General features: G+C 62.1%; 2 protein-coding genes. Both read left to right on the forward strand.

The window, feature by feature from the left end:
• Positions 1–290 precede the first annotated feature (290 nt).
• Positions 291–1,397, forward strand: a complete 1,107-nt coding sequence (gene dnaN / locus ABYB95_RS20320) for a DNA polymerase III subunit beta (protein WP_372661134.1) — start codon at positions 291–293, stop codon at positions 1,395–1,397.
• 80 nt (positions 1,398–1,477) lie between these two features.
• On the forward strand, positions 1,478–3,088 hold a 1,611-nt coding region (locus tag ABYB95_RS20325; protein WP_372661137.1), incomplete at its 3' end, for a DNA gyrase subunit B.

Genomic DNA, 3,088 nt, shown 5'->3' on the forward strand with positions numbered 1-3,088 from the left:
CGGGACCACACCACGGTGCTGCACGCGGTGCGCAAAATCAGCGCCGAACGCCAGCAAAACACCGAGCTGAACCAGCAATTGCACGTGCTGGAGCAGACGCTGAAAGGCTGAACCGGTGTGGCGCCCCGCGCCCCCGGATGCACGCCCAAACGCGGCCCAGCGGCATTTTGCGGAAGCGGGGTGCAAAAAGGCGAAAATAGCGGCTGTTTGCACCCGGGAAGGGGTGCTGGAGTCAGGACCGGGGAGACAAGACCCGGCGTATCCGTCAACCAGATAAGAAAGCGTCGGACATGATCGTATTGAAATCGACCCAGGACAAAGTTTTGGCTGCACTGCAGTCGGTCGCGGGCATCGTGGAGCGCCGCCACACCCTGCCGATCCTGGCCAACGTGCTGCTGCGCAAGACGGGCGCACAAGTGCAACTGACCACCAGCGACCTGGAAATCCAGATCCGCACCACGGCCGAGCTCGACGGCGACGACGGCAACTTTGCCACCACCCTGGGCGCGCGCAAGCTGATCGACATCTTGCGCACCATGCCGACCGACCAGACCGTGAGCCTGGAATCCACCGGCGGCAAGCTGCTGCTCAAAGGTGGCAAGAGCCGCTTCACGCTGCAAAGCATGCAGGCCGAGGATTTTCCGCTGGTGCAGGAATCGGCCAGCTTTGGCCCGGTGTTCTCGGTGCCACAGAAAACGCTCAAGAGCCTGCTCAGCCAGGTGTCATTTTCCATGGCGGTGCACGACATCCGCTACTACCTGAACGGCATTTTGTTCGTGGCCGAAGGCCAGCAGCTGAGCCTGGTGGCCACCGATGGTCACCGGCTGGCGTTTGCCTCGTCGGCGCTCGAAGTGGAAGTGCCCAAGCAAGAAGTCATTCTGCCGCGCAAGACCGTGATCGAACTGCAGCGCCTGTTGTCCGACAAAGAAGGCGCGATCGAAATGCAGTTCGCCGCCAACCAGGCCAAGTTCAGCTTCGACGGCATGGAGTTCGTCACCAAGCTGGTCGAAGGCAAGTTCCCCGATTACAACCGTGTGATTCCCAAGAACCACAAGAACATCGTGACGCTGGGCCGGGCGCCGCTGCTGGCTTCGCTGCAGCGCACCGCCATCATGACCAGCGAAAAGTTCAAAGGCGTGCGTCTGAACATCGAGCCCGGCGTGCTGCGTGTGGCGTCTAGCAACGCCGAGCAGGAAGAGGCCGTGGACGAGCTCGACATCGACTACGGTGGCGACGCGATTGAAATCGGCTTCAACGTCACCTACCTGATCGATGCGCTGCAAAACATGACCCAGGAAATGGTGCGCATCGAACTCTCCGACGGCAACAGCTCCGCCCTGGTCACCAACCCGGACGACAACGCCTTCAAATACGTTGTCATGCCGATGCGGATCTGAGCGCCCACCGTCACCGACCCCTCAAGCCCGACCCGCTCATCAGCGGGTTTGGCCTTTCTAGCGATTCTGAAAAGTCCACCATGTCCGAAGCCAACAAGCCCGCCGATTCTGTCAACACCGGCACGGCCAGCAGCGAAAGCTCCAACTTCCAGCCCACCATCGACGCCAACCAGGCCGGTGCCAGCGAAGGTTACGGCGAAGGCGCGATCCAGATCCTGGAAGGCCTGGAAGCGGTGCGCAAACGCCCGGGCATGTACATCGGCGACACGTCCGACGGCACCGGCCTGCACCACCTGGTGTTCGAGGTGGTGGACAACTCCATCGACGAAGCGCTGGCTGGCCATTGCGACGACATCATGGTCACCATCCACTCCGACAACTCGATTTCCGTGACCGACAACGGCCGCGGCATCCCGACCGGCGTGAAGATGGACGACAAGCACGAGCCCAAGCGTTCGGCGGCCGAAATCGCGCTGACCGAACTGCACGCGGGCGGCAAGTTCAACCAGAACAGCTACAAGGTGTCGGGCGGCCTGCACGGCGTGGGCGTGTCTTGCGTGAACGCGCTCAGCCAGTGGCTGCGCCTCACGATCCGCCGCGAAGGCCAGGTGCACCAGATCGAATTTGCGCGCGGCTTCGTGCAAAACCGCCTGCTGGACTCGGTGAACGGCGTGGAAGTCTCGCCCATGCGGGTGACCGGCCCGACCGAAAAGCGCGGCACCGAGGTGCACTTTCTGCCGGACTACGACATCTTCAAAGAGAACAGCGATTTCCATTACGAAATCCTGTCCAAACGCCTGCGCGAACTCTCGTTCCTGAACAACGGCGTGCGCATCCGCCTGAAAGACGAACGCAGCGGCAAAGAAGACGACTTCTCGGGCGCGGGCGGCGTGCAAGGCTTTGTGGGTTTCATCAACAAAGGCAAAACCATACTGCACCCCAACATCTTCCACGCCACCGGTGACCGCCAGAGCGACCAGGGCACCAACATCGGGGTGGAAGTGGCGATGCAGTGGAACAGCGCTTACAGCGAACAGGTGCTCTGTTTCACCAACAACATCCCGCAGCGCGACGGCGGCACCCACCTGACCGGCCTGCGCGCGGGCATGACCCGCGTCATCAACAAATACATCGAAGAACACGACTTGGCTAAAAAGGCCAAGGTCGAAGTGACCGGCGACGACATGCGCGAAGGCCTGTGCTGCGTGCTGAGCGTGAAGGTGCCCGAACCCAAGTTCAGCAGCCAGACCAAAGACAAGCTGGTGTCCAGCGAAGTGCGTGGCCCGGTGGAAGACATTGTTTCGCGCCTGCTCACCGACTTTTTGCAAGAGCGCCCGAACGACGCCAAGATCATCTGCGGCAAGATCGTGGAGGCTGCGCGTGCCCGCGAAGCCGCGCGCAAGGCGCGTGAAATGACGCGCCGCAAAGGTGTGCTGGACGGCATGGGCCTGCCCGGCAAGCTGGCCGACTGCCAGGAAAAGGACCCGGCGCTGTGCGAAATCTACATCGTCGAGGGCGACTCCGCCGGCGGCTCTGCCAAGCAAGGACGCGACCGCAAGTTCCAGGCGATTCTGCCGCTGCGCGGCAAGATCCTGAACGTGGAGAAGGCGCGCTACGAAAAGCTGCTGACCAGCAACGAAATCCTCACGCTCATCACCGCGCTGGGCACCGGCATCGGCAAGGCCGGCGCC

The organism is Hydrogenophaga sp., assembly GCF_041633695.1.
GTDB lineage: Bacteria > Pseudomonadota > Gammaproteobacteria > Burkholderiales > Burkholderiaceae_C > Hydrogenophaga.